Source organism: Rhizobium sp. LjRoot30 (assembly GCF_964253915.1).
Lineage (GTDB): Bacteria > Pseudomonadota > Alphaproteobacteria > Rhizobiales > Rhizobiaceae > Metarhizobium.
The window spans coordinates 117,511-132,645 of sequence record NZ_CAXUSG020000009.1; the positions used below are offsets into that span (position 1 = coordinate 117,511).

Sequence of the window (15,135 nt, forward strand, 5' to 3'; positions counted from 1 at the left end):
CCCGTCACGCCCTCCTTTCCGAATCGCCGGCCACCATCGCCGTCAGGCGCAGGCGGGCGGTCGAAAGGCGCGACATGACTGTTCCGATCGGAATGCCGAGAATATCCGCGGTTTCCCTGTAGCTGTGGCCTTCAACGTTGACGAGGACGAAGACGCTCGAAAGCCCCTCCGGCATCGACATGATCATCTTGTTCAACTGGTGGGCGTAAACGGCCTTCTCTCCGGCAGCATCGACGATCAGTTCGTTCTGTTCCCCGGCATCGACCGTGCCGGCGCCAGAACGCACCTTTCTTTTTCTGACTTCGTCTACCCAGAGATTCCTGGTCATCGCATAAATCCAGCTTTCGAGCCGCCCTTCACCGTTCCAAAGGTGGCTCTTGGTTATGGCCCGCTCGCAGACTTCCTGCACCAGGTCGTCCGCATCGCTGGCGTTGCGTGTCAATGTCATAGCGAAGCGGCGCACCTTCGGCAGCAAGCTGACCAGGTCGCGTCTGATGTCGTTGTATGCAGCCGTCTGATGCATTGCTTTTCCACTAGAAACGTACAGGACCAATTTTTTATTCGATAATGTGGTCTCTTGCCAGAAATCATGGCCCTGTGCGGTTTCCTAGGGAACGCCGTCGCAGAAACATGAGCCTGTAGGCATGACGCATCGGCGACTGGTATGGAACATTTGCCTGCCGGTCCGCAAGCATACAACGACGAAGAGGACGCAGTTTCCCGCATCCTCCCAATAATTTCATCTTTATATTCAATTGAAGGCCATTTTGTGGCCCTCGGCTGGGCTCAGTATGTGCCGTATCCGTTCAGGGATTGCAGCAGCGAACGATAGGCCCAGGTGTTTTCGCCGCCACGATCGCGAATCTCCACCAGCTGGACTTTGGCGCCGTCGACATCACCCTGTTCGATCAGCGCCTGGCCCATGTAGGAGCGGGCGAGAATGTAATTTGCATCGTTGGCGATGGCGCGGCGATAATATTGCATGCCGATGTCCATGCGACCGGCCTTGCGGTTGGCGTAGCCGAGATAGTTCAGGATGCGCGGGTCGTTCTGGTTGCTGGCAAGCTCGAGCGCGTGGATCGCATTGTCGTACTGGCCGGCATAAGCGAATTCACGGGCTGCCTTGTAGAGCTGGTCGTCGTTGAAGCCGCTTTTCGGCGGATCGACGCATTCTTTCTTGTCCTTGTCGAAGACTTTGCCGTCCTTGCATTCGGCGGCAGTGTCGGTCGATTGCACCGGCGTCACGGGCGTGGCCGCTTCGGCGCATTCCTTCTTTTCGGCATCCCAGATCTTGCCGTCCGTGCAGACGGTGGTGGTTTCGGTCTGTTCCGGCGGCTTGGTCGAATCGGTCTCTTCGCCGGCGGCGAAGGCGGCCGGGGCGGACAGGCCGAAGACGATGGCGGCGGCATAAGGCAATGTGGAGAGAATGTTTCGGGCTGGCATGCGTCGATCCTCCAGGGCGAGCAGAATGCTCGACGGCAGGAGACAACAACTGCCTACCGTCTTCAAGCACAAACGGATGAACGGCGCCGGCTATTCGGAAAAAGTCGTGACGTTTTCAAGTGCTACGGATTGGCCGTCCGCTGTGAGGCTGTGGCGCTCGCAGACGAGGCGCCAGGCGCTCGGCGAACCGGATATATGGAACAGGTTGTAGGCGGCCCGCGGCTTCTTGCCGCCCGGCCCCTGGGAGGCCGACGCGATGCCGACCACCGGCACCCTGCCGGTCTGGCCGCGCAGCCAGTTCACCGTGTTGAGATGGGTATGGCCGTGCAGCACCAGTTCGGCGCCGCCGGTGGAGATAGCGGCGGCAAAGCGGCGGATGCCGATCATGCGCTTGTGTGCCGGCGTGGCGCCACGGATCGGCGGATGATGGATCATCACCACGCGGAACAGCCCGGCTTCGCCTGCCGCCCGCAACATGTTGACGGTCTCGCGCGCCTGCCGGCGGCCGAAATAACCGCTGGCGGAAAAGGGCGGCGTTGCAATCGACGTGGAACAGCCGACAAGCGCTACTTGGCCACGCACCCGCAGATAAGGAAAGATCTTGCGCTCACTGTCCCAGGCGGGCGGCTGGTTGTCGCCGCGCACGTAATCGTACCAGGCATGCATGGCCTTGTCGTGGGCGCCCCAGACATAAGCGTCGTGGTTGCCGGGGACCACGGATGTCGCCTCCGGCGGGCCGACTTCCTCCAGCCAGTCGGCGGCGGCGCGAATTTCAATACCGGTCGCGAGGTTGACGAGGTCGCCGGTAATCGCCAAATGATCCGGTTGCTGGGCCTCGATATCGTCCAGCAGCATTTCCAGTGTGTTGGTGAAAAGGTGCTTGCGCCTGTTCCGGTGCCAGTTCACAAAGCCGGTAATCCGTTTGGAAGCCAGTTCGCGAAATGTGAGTTTGGGCAACGGTCCGAGATGAACATCGGATATGTGGGCAAGTTTGAACATGGGGCACACATAAAGATGGGACGTATAAGGGGCAAGTCAAATGAACGTTGACCGACGGGCGCGATTGAAGGCGACCGGCATCCGCATCTTCACCCGGATGCTGCATCGCTACTTCGCGCTGACCCGCGGCATGACGCTTGGCGTGCGCGGCGCCTGCTTCGACGAACAGGGCCGCATCTTCCTGGTGCGTCATACCTACGTGCCCGGCTGGTACCTGCCGGGGGGCGGCGTCGAATATTACGAGACGGCGGAGGAAGCGCTGGAAAAGGAACTGCGCGAGGAGGGCAACCTGGTGATGACCGAGCGCCCAAAACTGTTCCACGCCTATTTCAACCGCAGCGCCAGCAAGCGCGACCACGTGCTGCTCTACCGCGTCAACGTCATCCAGACGACGCCGAAAATCCCTGATCGCGAGATCCGCGAAAGCGGCTTCTTTTCGCTCGACGCGCTGCCGGAAGGCTCCGCCGCCTCGACACGAAGCCGGGTGGCGGAACTGCGCGGCGTGCACGATCCGGTCAATCTGTGGTGAGCGGGATCACGCGGCCGTTGCGACCGTCGTGAGCTTCTCCCGTCCGTGCGGGCGGGTGAAATCAAGCTCCGGACCCACCGGCACGATGCCGGTCGGATTGATCATCAGGTGGCTACGATAATAGTGGTGCTTGATGTGCCGCAGGTTGACGGTCTCGGCGACACCCGGCACCTGATAGAGGTCGCGCAGATAGGTCGAGAGATTGGCATAGTCGTCGATACGGCGGATGTTGCACTTGAAGTGGCCGACATAGACGGCGTCGAAGCGCACCAGCGTGGTGAACAGTCGCCAGTCAGCCTCCGTCAGTCGCGAGCCGGTGAGATAACGCTGCTTTTCCAGGCGTTTATCCAGCGTGTCGAGGGTTTCGAACAGTTTTAGCACGCTCGTTTCGTAGGCCTCTTGGCTCGTTGCAAAGCCTGCCTTGTAGACGCCGTTGTTGACCGTGTCGTAGACAAGCGTGTTGATTTCGTCGATCTCGCCCTGCAGCGCTTCCGGATAGTAGTCGTCCGTGTTTCCGGTCAGGCCGTTGAAGGCGCTGTTGAACATGCGGATGATCTCTGCCGATTCATTCGAGACGATCGTGCCGTTCTTCTTGTCCCACAGCACCGGCACGGTGACGCGACCGGAATAATGCGGATCGGCCTTGGTGTAGATCTGCCAGAGGAAATTTGCGCCAAACAGCGGATCGGGTGTCGCGCCGTCGCGGTCGTGGAATTCCCAGCCGTTTTCCAGCATCAGCGGATCGACGACGGTCACCGGAATGATCTCCTCCAGCTTCTTCAGCTTGCGGAAGATCAGCGTGCGGTGCGCCCAGGGACAGGCGTAGGAGACGTAGAGATGATAACGGTCCTTTTCCGCCTTGAAGCCGCCGGTTCCGCCCGGGCCGGCCGAGCCGTCGGCGGTCACCCAGTTGCGGAACTGCGAGGCGGCGCGTTTGAAATGCCCCTGGTTTTCCTTGGTGTCGTACCAGACATCCTGCCACACACCTTCGACCAACCTGCCCATCGTTCTTCTCCTTAAACTTGTCTTGCCCTAAGAATAGGGATTGCGGCGCGCTTGGCGAGAGCGCAAAGTTTGAACGGTGTGTTTTTCGATTGGACAAACGTTATTTTTCTGCTATCCGCTTTGCCACACCTTTTTGGGAAACCACGATTCATGACTGCACCACGGAACCTGCGACGACGCTGATGATCCCGGACGCCTGAGGGCGTCACCGAGAGCACATTTCCTGTCCGCATTTTCTGGTTCAGTCTCCTCATGAAAAATCACGATCTGGTTTACCTCACCGAGGACGCGTCGCACGACGCCGTCATCGAACTCATCAACGCAGAAGCATTTGGCCCCGGCCGGTTTGTGAAGGCCGCAGCGCGTATCCGCGAGCAGGGGCCGCACGACCGGTCGCTTTCCTATATCTGCGCCGACGACGGCGAGACGATTGCCTCCGTGCGCATGACGCCGGTGTTGGCCGGTGGCGTGCACGGCCATCTGCTCGGCCCGCTGGCGGTGCGCCCGTCGCACAAGAACATTGGCATCGGCCGCGAACTGGTGCGGATCGCGGTGGAATCGGCGCGGCGCAAGGGCTCCGAAGCGGTGATCCTGGTTGGCGATCCGCCCTATTACCAGCCGCTTGGCTTCGAAAAGGTCGCTTACGATGCGCTGGCATTCCCCGGCCCGGTCGATCCCGGCCGCGTGCTGGTGGTGCCGATGGCATCCGATACCCATGCCCGGCTCAAGGGCGTGATCGCCTGGCGGGATTGCCGGGCGGATGCGATCGAGGCCGAGGTGGTGGAACGGATCCTCAGGCGAGCATGACACTTCTGCATAATTCCTAAAATCGGAAGCGATTTGAGGATGAAATTATGCAGCGCTTTCAATGTGCTACAGCGTCTTTGGCTTGCCTTGAAAGACGCTTGGCGCTGTAGGACGCTCATCGAGGCGCTTCTGCAGGAACCAGCGGGTGCGGCCGGGCGGAAAGCCGGGCAGGGCACCGAAGACGGCATAACCCTGTTTCTGGTAGGTGGCGAGTGCCGTTTCGCTGAAGGTGTCAATCCAGGCGCCGCCGCAACCGCGCCTTTGAGCCTCCGCTTCGGCGGCGGAGAGCAGTTTCCCGGCAATGCCTTGGCCGCGCAGCGCCTCGGGCACGAACAGCCATTGCACATAGAGCCATGTCCATGCGGTGAAGCCGGCAAGTCCGCCGATCACCGCGCCGTTTTCGTCACGCAGCAGAACTGCCAGTCCCTGTCGCTCCGAGGGGCCGACATCGGCGGTGTTGAACGCCGTCAATGCGTCGCCGATAGCGGCAAGCTCGGCCGGCGCGGGCGCGTCGGTGACCTCAAGGCGAAAATCGGCAGGCGTCATCGGCCTTCACGCCACCACATCGACGCAAAAGCAAACAGCAGCACGGCCGCGCCGAGGAAACCGGCAAACAGCGGCAGGGTGTTGATGCCCTTCAGCACCGTTTCGTCGGTCATGCGGATGGTCAACCGGTCGGGATCGGCGGTACGCACCTGCCCGCGCACCGGCAGGATCGACGGCAACGTCAGCGTGCCGGCGGCATCGGTGACGCGGGTGATGAGGCCGTGGGTCTTTTCCGCCAGCGGCAGCAGCGTTTCCGTCGTCGAGACCATTGCCTTGAACTCCGGCGCATCGACGGCGCCGACATGCACCAGCGTCGAAAGCTCGCCGTTGGCGATCTCGAACAGGCCGGTCTCGTCCATGCGCTGTTCCGCCCGGTAGAGGCCGGGGGCGGACAGCGTCATGGCGACGCTCTCGGTCTTGCCCGAGGGATAACGGATCGTTGCCGGGCCGGGATCGTCACCGATGGTCTGGCGGGTGATTTCCAGCGTGCGGCCGGAGGCGCGGGCGGTCAGCGCTTCTTCCTCCAGCGCCGGTTCCTTCATCAACCAATGGGCAATGCGGCGATAGAGAGCCACATGCGGGCCACCGCCTTCGAAGCCGCGCGCCCAGAGCCAGCCCTGATCCGAAAGCAGCATGGCGACACGGCCTTCCCCGGCACGGTTAAGCACCAGCAGCGGATGGTCGTCGGCGCCGACCATAACCGTCTGGCCCTGTGGCTGCTCGACGTCGACAGTGCGGAACCAGCGGCCCCATGACGGCGGCTCCTGGTCGGCGCCGTCGAGGCCGCGGGTGACCGGGTGCTTCTTGCCGGCTTCGGACAGCCGCGGATAGAAGGGCTTTTCGTCCATCACGCCGGTGGGCGCGGCCGGCAGCACCACGGAAAGCGGCGTCATGGCGATGGAATCCTCGCCCGCATGCTCCGGCCCGGCGGCGATCAACAGCGCGCCGCCCTTTTCGACGTACTGGGCGATGTAATCGTAATAGAGGATCGGCAGCACGCCGCGATGCTGGTAGCGGTCGAAGATGATCAGGTCGAAATCGTTGATCTTCTCGACGAAAAGCTCGCGGGTCGGGAAGGCGATCAGCGACAGCTCGTTGATCGGCGTGCCGTCCTGCTTTTCCGGCGGCCGCAGGATGGTGAAATGCACGAGGTCGACGGCGGCATCGGATTTCAACAGGTTGCGCCAGGCGCGTTCGCCGGCATGCGGTTCGCCGGAGACCAGCAGCACGCGCAGATTTTCGCGGATGCCCTCGATCAGGTGGACGGCACGATTGTTGGCGGCCGTCACTTCGCCGGCCACTTCGGCGACGGAAAATTCCAGCACGTTGTTGCCGCCGCGCGGCACCTTGAAGCTGAAGGGCGTATCCTGTTCGGGCGTGGCGGAAATGGTGGCGATCTCGGCGCCGTTCATCTTCACCGTGACGCTTGCGGCGCCGCCGGGGCCGGGGCCGTCGTCGAAGACGCGCAGCGTGAGTTCCTGGTCCTCGTTGACGATGCCGAAACGCGGGGCGCGGACGATCTCGATACGCCGGTCGAATTCGTCCGCCTTGCCGGTGATCAGCCCGTGCAGCGGCGCGTCGAAGCCGAGCGCCTGGTTGGCGTTGGGCAGGTCGTGGATCTGGCCGTCGGTGATGAAGATCGCCCCGCCGATGCGCGCCGGCGGCACGTCGGAGACGGCGGAAGACAAAGCGGTGAACAGCCGCGTCGAGGGCGAATCCGAGGTCTCGTCGTCGGCGGCTTCGACGAAGCGGGGTTCGATGCGCGGAAAGCGGGCGAGGCGTTCCTTGATGCCGGCCAGCGCTTCGTCGGTCGTCGCCTGCCGTTCCGGCGTCTGCTGGCTCTGGCTGCGGTCGACGATGACGGGGACGACGGTGGAGAGCTGTTCGCGGTCCTCCTGCATCAACAGCGGGTTGGCAAGCGCCGCGAGCAGGGCGAAACCGGCGAGCGTGCGCACCAGCGTGCCGCGCACGCCGCGCCACAGGCCGAGCCCGGCCAGCACGGCGACGAGGATGGCGAGCCCCGCCAATACGAGCCAGGGCAGGAAGGGGTCGAAACCGATCGTCATGTCATTGCCCCAGGCGTTCGAGCAGGGCAGGGATATGCACCTGGTCGGCCTTGTAGTTGCCGGTGAGCATGTACATCATGATGTTCACGCCGGTGCGGAAGGCATAGTCGCGCTGCGTTTCGTCCGGCGGCACGGTGGGCAGCACGGCGGCGCCGTTGGCGTCGATCGCCCAGGCGCCGGCGAAATCGTTGCCGGTGATCATGATCGGCGACACGCCGTCGCCGCTTTGCGTGCCGGCGCTGCTGCCGTTGCGGGCATCCTGCCGTGCCTCGATCCACAGCGGGCTGCCGGAATAGCGGCCGGGGAAATTCGACAGCAGATAGAAGGATTTGGTCAGCACATGGTCGGTCGGCACCGGCTCCAGCGGCGGGATGTCGAGATTGCCGAGGATCGCCTGCAGCCGTTCGCCGTTGGCGGTCGGGGCGCCTGAGGTGTCGAGGGCGCTGAACTGGTCGCGCGTATCGAACAGTACCGTGCCGCCGGCGCGCATATAGGCGTCGATGCGGCTGATGGTGCTGGTGGACGGCATCGGCGCTGAGGCGGAAATCGGCCAGTAGATGATCGGGAAGAGCGACAGCTCGTCCTTGGAGATGTCGACGCCGACCGGCGGGGAAGGTTCCAGCGTCGTGCGGTAGGTGAGGTAGTCGGTCAGGCCGTTGAGGCCCTGTTCCGACATGCGGTCGACATCCGGCTCGCCGGTAATGACATAAGCGAGATGGGTGTTGTTGAGCCGCTCCATGATGACGTCGTCGCCGGGCTTGGAATCGTCCGCCCGCGCCTCGCCCATCGGCATGAGGGCGGAGGCGGCGAAAGCCGCCACGAGGATCATGGCAGCGCCGGCGGCCGGCCGCAGGCGGCGGGCGAAGGCGCCGCCCATGAACAGCACGATCAGCGTGTCGGCCACCAGCAGCAGGAAGGCCAGCGTGAACAGCGCCGGCTTGGCCGACCAGGCCTTTTCGCCGATCAGGCTGTCGCGCGCCACCGCCATGCCGGCGGTGGCCGGGTCGAGCCGCTGCAGCTTGGCGCCGGCCGGCAGCAGGTTCAGCGCGGTAAAGCCGTCCTCGCTGCCGTAGAGGCCGGGCGGATTGTCGAAGGTCGAGGCGATCTTCGAGAGGTCGCGGCGCGGATCGAGCGGCTTGGCGTCGCCGGTCTCGGTGGAGAGCACACCCTCGGCGGTCAGCAGGCGGAAGGGCGGCAGGGCTTCCGCCGTCGTGGCGGCGCCGGTTTCGGCCGAGGCGCCGCCGGAGCGCGACAGCTGCACGATGCGGCGCAGCATCTCGACGAAATGGCCCGATATCGGCAGGTCCGACCAGGTGGCCTCGGCGCTGACATGGAACAGCACGATGCGGCCGCCATTGACGTTGCGCACGGTCACCAGCGGCGTGCCGTCGGCAAGGCTGGCCCAGGTGCGTTCCGCCAGATCCGGCGTCGGTTCGGCCAACACCTGGCGTTTGACCAGGATGCCGTCCGGCCGCGCCATGCCGGCGAAGGGACCGAAAGCGGGGAAATCGGCGAGCGGCTGCGGCTCGGCCCAGGAGAGTGCACCGCCGAAGGCGCGTTCGCCCTGGCGCAGGATCACCGGCACCAGCGGATCGTCGGCGGGGGCCGCGGCAAGGCGGGGGCCGGCAAAGCGGATCAGCGTGCCGCCATTGGCGATCCAGCGCTGCAACGGCTCGTAGGTCTCCGCCGGCAGGCGGCCGATATCGGCCATGATGATGACGGACGGGTTGCCGGCGAGGATTTCCGGGATCGACTGGGCGAGATCCGGCACCTTCGGCTCGATCAGGTCGGCATAGGGCTGCAGGGCACGGTTGATGTAATAGAGTGGCGAGAGCAGCGGCTGGAAATCGTCGCCGGCCTCACCCGTCAACAGCGCGACCCGGCGGCGCTTGAAGCCGTCATCGAGCAGGTGAACGCTGCCGGCGCTTGCCTGTCCCTCGATGCTGATGCGGGCGAAATCGTTGCGCATCTCGAAGGGGGCGGCGATGGTGCCGGAAACGTCGGTCTGGCCGGCGGCAAAAGCCAGCGAACCAGATGCGATAGGCCGGCCCTGTCCGTCCTGCGCGATGAGATTGTAGCTGGCGGCATTGGTCCCGGCGAGGCGGGAGGCGGATACGGTCATCTGGTCGGCGCCGTTGGTCGCAGTGGTCAGCGCGATGGTCTCGGTGCCGTCCCCTTCGATCAGGCGCAGATCCTGCGGCTTCAGCGTTGCGAGATCGGCAAGCACCGTATCGGTGTCGTAGCTTTTGACGCCGTCGGAGATGAAGGCGACGGTGCCGGGCGTCGTGCCGCCGAGGCTTTCGCGGATCGCCTGCAGGGCGCGGCGGCGGTCGGGCACCAGCGGTTGCGGGCTGGCGGCAGCCAGCTTTTCGCGGGCGGTCGCGGCATTCGCCGGCGTCGCATCATGGTTGCGGTCGGCGGTGAAGACGGTCGATACCGGCACGTCCTGCGCCTCGGCGTCGTCCACCAATGCATGAGCGGTATCCATCCGTCGCTGCCAGTCGGCGGCGCTGGCCCAGGAATTGTCGATGAGCAGCACCATCGGCCCGGTCGCCAGCGTCGAGCTGCGCTGGTTGACCACCGGATCGGCGAGCGCAAAAATCACGGCGGCGGCGAGCAGGATGCGCAGCAGCGTCAGCCACCAGGGGCTCTGTGCCGGCGTTTCCTCGCGTTTCAGCACGGAAGCGAGGATTTTCAGCGGCGGAAAAGCTTCCATCTGCGGCCGTGGCGGCGTCAGCCTGAGCAGCCACCAGATAACCGGCAGCGAGAGCAGCGCAAACAGCACGGCGGGATTGGCGAAGGCGAAGGGCAGGGCGTTCACAATTGCCCTCCATGCGTGGCGCGGCCCGGCATGCCGGAGAGATACATGTGCACGGCCACCAGCGCCTCGGAGGCAAGGTGATCGGTGCGATGGCTGACGAAGTTCCAGCCGAGATGGCGCAACGACTCACCGAGGTTTTCCCGGCGTGCGAAATAGGCGCGGCGGTAATCCTCGCGGATGGTCTCGGCGCGGCCGGCGACGAGTTTTTCGCCGGTTTCGGGATCGGTGAATTCGGTGCGGCCGCTATAGGGGAAGGCCTCTTCCGCCGGATCGGCGATCTCGACCACATGGCCGCGCAACCCGCGGCGGGCGAGCGGCGAAAGCCGCGCCATCACCTCGTCGGCGCTGTCGAGGAAATCGCCGATCAGCACGATGTCGCTTGCGCCGCGGATCATCTTTGTGTCCGGTAGGCCGCCGCTGAGCGGCGTGTGCATCAGCGCCGTCGCAAGCCGTTCGGCGGCGTTGCGCGCCGAGATCGGGTCCATGACGCCGGGACAACCGATGCGCTCGCCGGAGCGGGCGAGGATTTCGGCCAGCGCCAGCATCAGCACCAGAGCCCGGCTTTCCTTCGACACCTGGCCGAGAGTTGACTTGTACATCATCGATGGCGACATGTCGGCCCACAGCCAGATGGTGTGCGCCGCCTCCCATTCCCGGTCGCGAACATAGGTATGGTCGTCGCGGGCCGAGCGGCGCCAGTCGATGCGCGACAGGCTTTCGCCATCGGCATAAGGCCGGAACTGCCAGAAGTTCTCGCCGATGCCGCGCTTGCGGCGGCCGTGCCAGCCGGCAATCACCGTGTTGGCGATGCGCTTGGCCTCGACCATGCAATCCGGCACCAGCACGGCGCGCTGGCGGGCCCGCGTCAGGGCGTCTCGTCCGGGGGTCTGTTCGACGATCTGGCCTATCGAAGCCACGCGGCGCCTCTCCTTCTCAACCCTTGGCCTGCTTGACCAGCCCGGCGATCACGTCGCGCACCGACATGCCTTCGGCGCGTGCCGCAAACGTCAGCGCCATGCGGTGCTGCAGGATCGGTTCGGCCAGCGCGTGTACGTCATCGAGCGACGGCGCGAGGCGGCCTTCGTAGAGGGCGCGGGCGCGGGCGCAGAGCATCATCGCCTGGCCGGCGCGCGGGCCGGGGCCCCAGGCGACATGCTTGTCGGTGGCGGCATTGCCGTGGCCGGGGCGGGCGGAGCGCACCAGCGCCAGGATGGCGTCGACCACCGCGTCGCTGACCGGCATCTGGCGGATCAGCCGCTGGATGTCCACCAGCCGTTCGGCGGTCAGCACCGTCTCCGGTTTCGCCTCGCTGAGGCCGGTGGTTTCCAGCAGGATCTGCCGTTCGGCGGCCAGTTCCGGATAATCGACATCGACCTGCAGCAGGAAGCGGTCGAGCTGCGCTTCCGGCAGCGGATAGGTGCCTTCCTGCTCCAGCGGGTTCTGGGTCGCGAGCACGTGGAAAGGCGCCGGCAGGTCGAGCCGCTGGCCGGCGACGGTGATGTGGTATTCCTGCATTGCCTGCAGCAGCGCCGACTGGGTGCGCGGCGAGGCGCGGTTGATCTCGTCGGCCATCAAAAGCTGCGCGAAGATCGGTCCCTTGACGAAGCGGAAGGAGCGGCGGCCCTGGTCGTCCTGATCCATCACTTCCGAGCCAAGGATGTCCGATGGCATCAGGTCGGGGGTGAACTGGATGCGGTTGGCCGCAAGGCCGAGCACGCCGCCGAGCGTATTGACCAGCTTGGTCTTGGCGAGACCCGGCACGCCGACGAGCAGCGCATGGCCGCCGGAGAGCACGGCGAGCAGGGTGTTTTCCACCACCTTCTCCTGGCCGAAGATCACCTTGCCGACCTCCTGGCGCACCGAGGCGATATCGGCCAGCGCCGCTTCCGCGGCGGCGACGATGGCCTTTTCGTCGAGGCTCGTCTCGGTGGTCTTCATCATGCCCATCGGGTTCTCCATAAGCTTGCCGGCGCCGGCTGCGAATCGCGTTCTTGGTGCAACCGTTTCTCTCCTTAACAACTTATTGCCAAGTTGGCGGCTGACAAGCGCGTTTCGAATGACTATCTCGTGAGAGGATCGGAACTCCAACACCTGAAAAAACCGGCCTAAAGGCAAACCGGGACGCAAAAATGGCAGCAGGCGAAATTAAAGCAACCGAAGATGCCGCGGGGCTTGCCGCGCTGATTTCGCGCGCCGCCGCCGATACCGGCGACAAAAACCGCGGACTTCCGCCGGTGGACCGCTGGAATCCGCCCTTCTGCGGCGATATCGACATGGAAATCCGCGCCGATGGCACCTGGTTCTACATGGGCACGCCGATCGGCCGGGCGCCGCTGGTGCGGCTGTTTTCCACCGTTTTGCGCCGCGACGAGGACGGCAAGACTTACCTCGTCACGCCTGTGGAAAAGGTCGGCATCCGCGTCGTCGATGCGCCCTTCGTGGCGGTGGAGATGAATGTCGGCGAAGAGAACGGCGAACCGCTCCTGACCTTCCGCACCAATGTCGGCGACGTGGTGACGGCCGGGCCGGAGCATCCGTTGCGCTTCGTAATGCATGGCGAAAACGCCGAACTGAAACCCTATCTTCTCGTGCGCGGCCGGCTGGAGGCGCTGGTGTCGCGGGCCGTGATGTATGACCTGGTCGAACTGGGCGAGGTCGTGGAGATCGATGGCGTGGCGATGTTTGCCGTGCGCTCCGGCGGCATCACCTTCCCCGTCATGCCCGCCGACGAACTGGATGCCCTGTCCCGATGAGTGCTGCGCCCCTGTTTTCCGCGGCGGAATTCCGCCGTCGCGCCCTGTCGCAGACGGGCGGTCCCGTCGATCTCGCCTGGCGGGAGCATGGCGATTACCTGCTCAATCCGGATATGTGGACGAGCCTCGAAGGGTTGAAATTGCGGGATGCCGCGGTGCTGGTGCCGGTCGTCGACGACGGGGAGACGGCGAAGGTGATCTTCACCAAGCGCACCGCGACGTTGCGCAAGCATTCCGGCCAGATCGCCTTTCCGGGCGGCGCCATCGATGCCGAGGACCGTTCGCCGGAGATGGCGGCATTGCGGGAGGCGGAAGAAGAAATCGGCCTGGCCCCCCGTTTCGTTGAGACCGTGGCGCGGCTTCCGCACTATCTGGCGGCGACCGGCTTCCGCATCACGCCGGTTCTTTCCGTCGTTCGCCGCGGCTTCGAGCTGAAACCCAATCCGGACGAGGTGGACAGTGTTTTCGAGGTGCCGCTGTCGTTTTTGATGGACCCGAAGAACCATACGCAGGACAGTACCGTCTGGCAGGGCATCGAGCGGCATTTTTATCGCATGCCCTATGAGGACTGGATGATCTGGGGCATCACCGCCGGCATCGTCCGCACGCTTTACGAAAGGCTTTACGCATGACCAATCTTGCCGGCGAGGACTGGTTTCGCGATCCCGCGCTGACGCGGGTGCTGGCGCTGTTGAACAGCGACGGCGCCGCGGGCCGGGTGGTCGGCGGTGCGGTGCGCAACAGCCTGCTCGGCATCCCCGTCAGCGACATCGATATCGCCACGACGCTCCGGCCGGAAGCGGTGATGGAGCGGGCGACACGCGCCGGCATCAAGGTGGTGCCGACCGGCCTGTCGCACGGCACGGTCACGCTCGTCGTCGATGGGACGCCCTTCGAGGTGACGACGCTCAGGCGCGACGTCGAGACCGACGGCCGGCATGCGCAGGTGGCCTTTTCCACCGACTGGCAGGCGGATGCGGAACGCCGCGACCTGACGATGAATGCGCTCTACGTCGATGCCAATGGCGATGTCGTCGACCTCGTCGGCGGGCTGGCCGATATCGAAAGCCGGACGGTGCGCTTCATCGGTGACGCCTCGATGCGCATTGCCGAGGATTACCTGCGCATCCTGCGGTTCTTCCGCTTCTTTGCCCATTATGGCTCCGGACGGCCGGATGCGGCCGGGCTTAAGGCCAGCGCGGCGGCGCGGGCAAAACTCAAGACGCTGTCGGCCGAGCGTGTCTGGTCGGAATTGAAGAAGCTGCTTTCGGCTGCCGATCCCGGCCGTGCCCTGTTGTGGATGCGCCAGGCGGGCATTCTGACGGAAATCCTGCCGGAAAGCGAGAAATGGGGCATCGATGCCATTCCTGCGCTTGTCGGTACCGAGCGGGCGCTCTGCTGGCCCGCGGATGCACGGTTGCGGCTGGCGGCCATCGTTCCGCCCGATGCCGAACGCCTGGCTGCGATGGCCTCCCGGCTTCGGCTGTCGCGAGACGAGGCCAGCTACTTTTCCGCCTGGGCGACGTCGCCCGTCGTGCCTGACGATATTGCTGGAACGGCGTTTGCCCGCCTGCTGTATCGCCACGGCGCGGAAGGCATCACGGTGCGACTGAAACTGGCTTTGGTCTCGGCCCGCGCGCGGGCTGAAGGCGGTGGTGCGGAGGATATGCAGCGAGCCGGGCGGCTGTCTGATCTGCTGAAGCAGGCCGAACGCTGGGAAAAACCAGTCTTCCCCTTGGGCGGCGCCGATGTCTTGGCGGCCGGGATAGCGGCCGGGCCCAAGGTCGGGGAAACCCTGTCGATCCTGGAGACGGAATGGGTGGAACGCAACTTCACCACCGACCGGGCGACGCTGGTCGCCCGGCTGCAGGAAATTGCTGGCGGCTGATCAGTGAACCGGCGCTTCGCTTTCGTTGGCGATGCGCGCCTTGATGTTTTCGATCATGTTTTCGCGGATGACGGTTTCGCCATGGGTGTTGCGCATGTGCTCGACGGCGCGGCGGACGATTTCCGCATCGTCTTCGGCGCGGGTATGCCACTCGCAGCCCGGAACCAGTGAACCGCATTCAAACAGTCTCATGATCTGTCTCCCTGTCGTTTCGTCACGGCATAAGCCTTCGGCAAAACGTCCCAGGAAGCAAAAGGTTCACGATTCCGATGCAGCGT

At 64.6% G+C, this 15,135-nt stretch carries 15 protein-coding genes; 5 read left to right on the plus strand and 10 right to left on the minus strand.

The window, feature by feature from the left end:
- Positions 1-4: 4 nt before the first annotated feature.
- From ACSQ3I_RS18575 to ACSQ3I_RS18585, 3 genes are all read right to left on the minus strand, one after another.
- Positions 5-523, minus strand: coding sequence for an RNA polymerase sigma factor (locus tag ACSQ3I_RS18575; protein WP_436001578.1), 519 nt, complete (start codon positions 521-523; stop codon positions 5-7).
- Between the two features lie 263 nt (positions 524-786).
- Positions 787-1,443 (minus strand): tetratricopeptide repeat protein, encoded by a 657-nt coding sequence (locus ACSQ3I_RS18580; RefSeq protein WP_436001419.1) that lies wholly within the window; start codon positions 1,441-1,443, stop codon positions 787-789.
- A gap of 90 nt (positions 1,444-1,533) precedes the next feature.
- A complete protein-coding gene (locus ACSQ3I_RS18585) occupies positions 1,534-2,442 on the minus strand; it encodes a metallophosphoesterase family protein (protein ID WP_436001421.1) in 909 nt (302 codons plus the stop codon).
- Positions 2,443-2,482: 40 nt separating this feature from the next.
- On the opposite strand from ACSQ3I_RS18585, the gene ACSQ3I_RS18590 reads away from it, so the two are divergent.
- A complete protein-coding gene (locus tag ACSQ3I_RS18590; protein WP_436001423.1) occupies positions 2,483-2,971 on the plus strand; it encodes an NUDIX domain-containing protein in 489 nt (162 codons plus the stop codon).
- Positions 2,972-2,977: 6 nt separating this feature from the next.
- Here the strand turns inward: ACSQ3I_RS18590 and ACSQ3I_RS18595 are convergent, their stop codons facing one another.
- On the minus strand, positions 2,978-3,976 hold the full coding sequence (locus tag ACSQ3I_RS18595) for a glutathione S-transferase family protein (protein ID WP_436001425.1): 999 nt from the start codon (positions 3,974-3,976) through the stop codon (positions 2,978-2,980).
- A 252-nt stretch (positions 3,977-4,228) separates the two neighbouring features.
- Between ACSQ3I_RS18595 and ACSQ3I_RS18600 the strand changes: the two genes are divergently transcribed.
- Positions 4,229-4,783, plus strand: coding sequence for a GNAT family N-acetyltransferase (locus ACSQ3I_RS18600; RefSeq protein ID WP_436001427.1), 555 nt, complete (start codon positions 4,229-4,231; stop codon positions 4,781-4,783).
- Between the two features lie 66 nt (positions 4,784-4,849).
- Here the strand turns inward: ACSQ3I_RS18600 and ACSQ3I_RS18605 are convergent, their stop codons facing one another.
- Genes ACSQ3I_RS18605 through ACSQ3I_RS18625 form a run of 5 tightly spaced genes read right to left on the minus strand, consistent with a single transcriptional unit; the run spans position 4,850 to position 12,163 of the window.
- The gene (locus ACSQ3I_RS18605) at positions 4,850-5,329 is read right to left on the minus strand and encodes a GNAT family N-acetyltransferase (RefSeq protein ID WP_436001429.1); all 480 of its coding nucleotides are present in this window, start codon (positions 5,327-5,329) and stop codon (positions 4,850-4,852) included.
- Complete coding sequence (locus ACSQ3I_RS18610) at positions 5,326-7,395, minus strand: hypothetical protein (protein WP_436001431.1); 2,070 nt, start codon at positions 7,393-7,395, stop codon at positions 5,326-5,328. The genes ACSQ3I_RS18605 and ACSQ3I_RS18610 overlap by 4 nt, the downstream gene beginning before the upstream one ends.
- Before the next feature lies 1 nt (position 7,396).
- A complete protein-coding gene (locus ACSQ3I_RS18615) occupies positions 7,397-10,216 on the minus strand; it encodes a DUF4159 domain-containing protein (protein ID WP_436001433.1) in 2,820 nt (939 codons plus the stop codon).
- The gene (locus tag ACSQ3I_RS18620) at positions 10,213-11,133 is read right to left on the minus strand and encodes a DUF58 domain-containing protein (RefSeq protein WP_436001435.1); all 921 of its coding nucleotides are present in this window, start codon (positions 11,131-11,133) and stop codon (positions 10,213-10,215) included. The genes ACSQ3I_RS18615 and ACSQ3I_RS18620 overlap by 4 nt, the downstream gene beginning before the upstream one ends.
- A 16-nt stretch (positions 11,134-11,149) precedes the next feature.
- Positions 11,150-12,163 (minus strand): AAA family ATPase, encoded by a 1,014-nt coding sequence (locus tag ACSQ3I_RS18625; RefSeq protein ID WP_436001437.1) that lies wholly within the window; start codon positions 12,161-12,163, stop codon positions 11,150-11,152.
- A 182-nt stretch (positions 12,164-12,345) separates the two neighbouring features.
- On the opposite strand from ACSQ3I_RS18625, the gene ACSQ3I_RS18630 reads away from it, so the two are divergent.
- From ACSQ3I_RS18630 to ACSQ3I_RS18640, 3 genes are read left to right on the plus strand one after another with little or no spacing between them, the layout of a single operon-like run.
- Entirely contained in the window at positions 12,346-12,969 is a 624-nt protein-coding gene (locus ACSQ3I_RS18630) for a DUF1285 domain-containing protein (RefSeq protein ID WP_436001439.1), read from the plus strand.
- On the plus strand, positions 12,966-13,601 hold the full coding sequence (locus ACSQ3I_RS18635; RefSeq protein ID WP_436001441.1) for a CoA pyrophosphatase: 636 nt from the start codon (positions 12,966-12,968) through the stop codon (positions 13,599-13,601). The genes ACSQ3I_RS18630 and ACSQ3I_RS18635 overlap by 4 nt, the downstream gene beginning before the upstream one ends.
- Positions 13,598-14,857 carry a CCA tRNA nucleotidyltransferase gene (locus tag ACSQ3I_RS18640; protein ID WP_436001443.1) on the plus strand — a complete coding sequence of 420 codons (1,260 nt, stop codon included), beginning with the start codon at positions 13,598-13,600 and terminating at the stop codon, positions 14,855-14,857. The genes ACSQ3I_RS18635 and ACSQ3I_RS18640 overlap by 4 nt, the downstream gene beginning before the upstream one ends.
- Here the strand turns inward: ACSQ3I_RS18640 and ACSQ3I_RS18645 are convergent, their stop codons facing one another.
- Positions 14,858-15,049 (minus strand): DUF1059 domain-containing protein, encoded by a 192-nt coding sequence (locus tag ACSQ3I_RS18645; RefSeq protein WP_436001445.1) that lies wholly within the window; start codon positions 15,047-15,049, stop codon positions 14,858-14,860.
- Positions 15,050-15,135 lie beyond the last annotated feature (86 nt).

Excerpts from the sequence above, each read along its gene's own strand:
- ACSQ3I_RS18575 (WP_436001578.1), bottom strand. The coding sequence starts at position 523 with ATGCATCAGACGGCTGCATACAACGACATCAGACGCGACCTGGTCAGC.
- ACSQ3I_RS18580 (WP_436001419.1), bottom strand. The coding sequence starts at position 1,443 with ATGCCAGCCCGAAACATTCTCTCCACATTGCCTTATGCCGCCGCCATC.
- ACSQ3I_RS18585 (WP_436001421.1), bottom strand. The coding sequence starts at position 2,442 with ATGTTCAAACTTGCCCACATATCCGATGTTCATCTCGGACCGTTGCCC.
- ACSQ3I_RS18590 (WP_436001423.1), top strand. The coding sequence starts at position 2,483 with ATGAACGTTGACCGACGGGCGCGATTGAAGGCGACCGGCATCCGCATC.
- ACSQ3I_RS18595 (WP_436001425.1), bottom strand. The coding sequence starts at position 3,976 with ATGGGCAGGTTGGTCGAAGGTGTGTGGCAGGATGTCTGGTACGACACC.
- ACSQ3I_RS18600 (WP_436001427.1), top strand. The coding sequence starts at position 4,229 with ATGAAAAATCACGATCTGGTTTACCTCACCGAGGACGCGTCGCACGAC.
- ACSQ3I_RS18605 (WP_436001429.1), bottom strand. The coding sequence starts at position 5,329 with ATGACGCCTGCCGATTTTCGCCTTGAGGTCACCGACGCGCCCGCGCCG.
- ACSQ3I_RS18610 (WP_436001431.1), bottom strand. The coding sequence starts at position 7,395 with ATGACGATCGGTTTCGACCCCTTCCTGCCCTGGCTCGTATTGGCGGGG.
- ACSQ3I_RS18625 (WP_436001437.1), bottom strand. The coding sequence starts at position 12,163 with ATGGGCATGATGAAGACCACCGAGACGAGCCTCGACGAAAAGGCCATC.
- ACSQ3I_RS18630 (WP_436001439.1), top strand. The coding sequence starts at position 12,346 with ATGGCAGCAGGCGAAATTAAAGCAACCGAAGATGCCGCGGGGCTTGCC.
- ACSQ3I_RS18635 (WP_436001441.1), top strand. The coding sequence starts at position 12,966 with ATGAGTGCTGCGCCCCTGTTTTCCGCGGCGGAATTCCGCCGTCGCGCC.
- ACSQ3I_RS18640 (WP_436001443.1), top strand. The coding sequence starts at position 13,598 with ATGACCAATCTTGCCGGCGAGGACTGGTTTCGCGATCCCGCGCTGACG.
- ACSQ3I_RS18645 (WP_436001445.1), bottom strand. The coding sequence starts at position 15,049 with ATGAGACTGTTTGAATGCGGTTCACTGGTTCCGGGCTGCGAGTGGCAT.